This window comes from Candidatus Nanopusillus massiliensis (assembly GCF_920984865.1).
The window spans coordinates 233,604-233,962 of the sequence record NZ_OV100765.1; the positions used below are offsets into that span (position 1 = coordinate 233,604).

General features: G+C 23.7%; 1 protein-coding gene. It reads left to right on the top strand.

The genetic code is table 11. The features are described 5' to 3' along the window. The first annotated feature begins 184 nt into the window (after window positions 1-184). Window positions 185-280 (top strand): MarC family protein, encoded by a 96-nt coding sequence (locus LUA84_RS01620; RefSeq protein WP_231434147.1) that lies wholly within the window; start codon window positions 185-187, stop codon window positions 278-280. Window positions 281-359: the final 79 nt, after the last annotated feature.

Sequence of the window (359 nt, forward strand, 5' to 3'; positions counted from 1 at the left end):
ATAGAGCATTCTTAATTGCATATTTGTTATGGTTAATAATATTTCTATGTGGTAATTGGTTTTTAATAATTTTGGGAATAAATTCTAATAGATTTTAGAATTGCTGGAGGAATATTTTTATTTTATATTGCATTTGAAATATTGGTAAAGGATATTCCATCTCATGTAAATATAAAAGATAATAATGAACTATTTAGAAGATATTATTGCAACCCCCCTGGCTATTCCATTAATTACAGGTCCGGGTGTTATTACAACAACATTAATTTATACATCTTGAAGTCTCAATTTAATATATCTATTTTTATCAATGTCTTTAGCATTTCTTATTTCTTATATAATAATTTATAATAGTACTT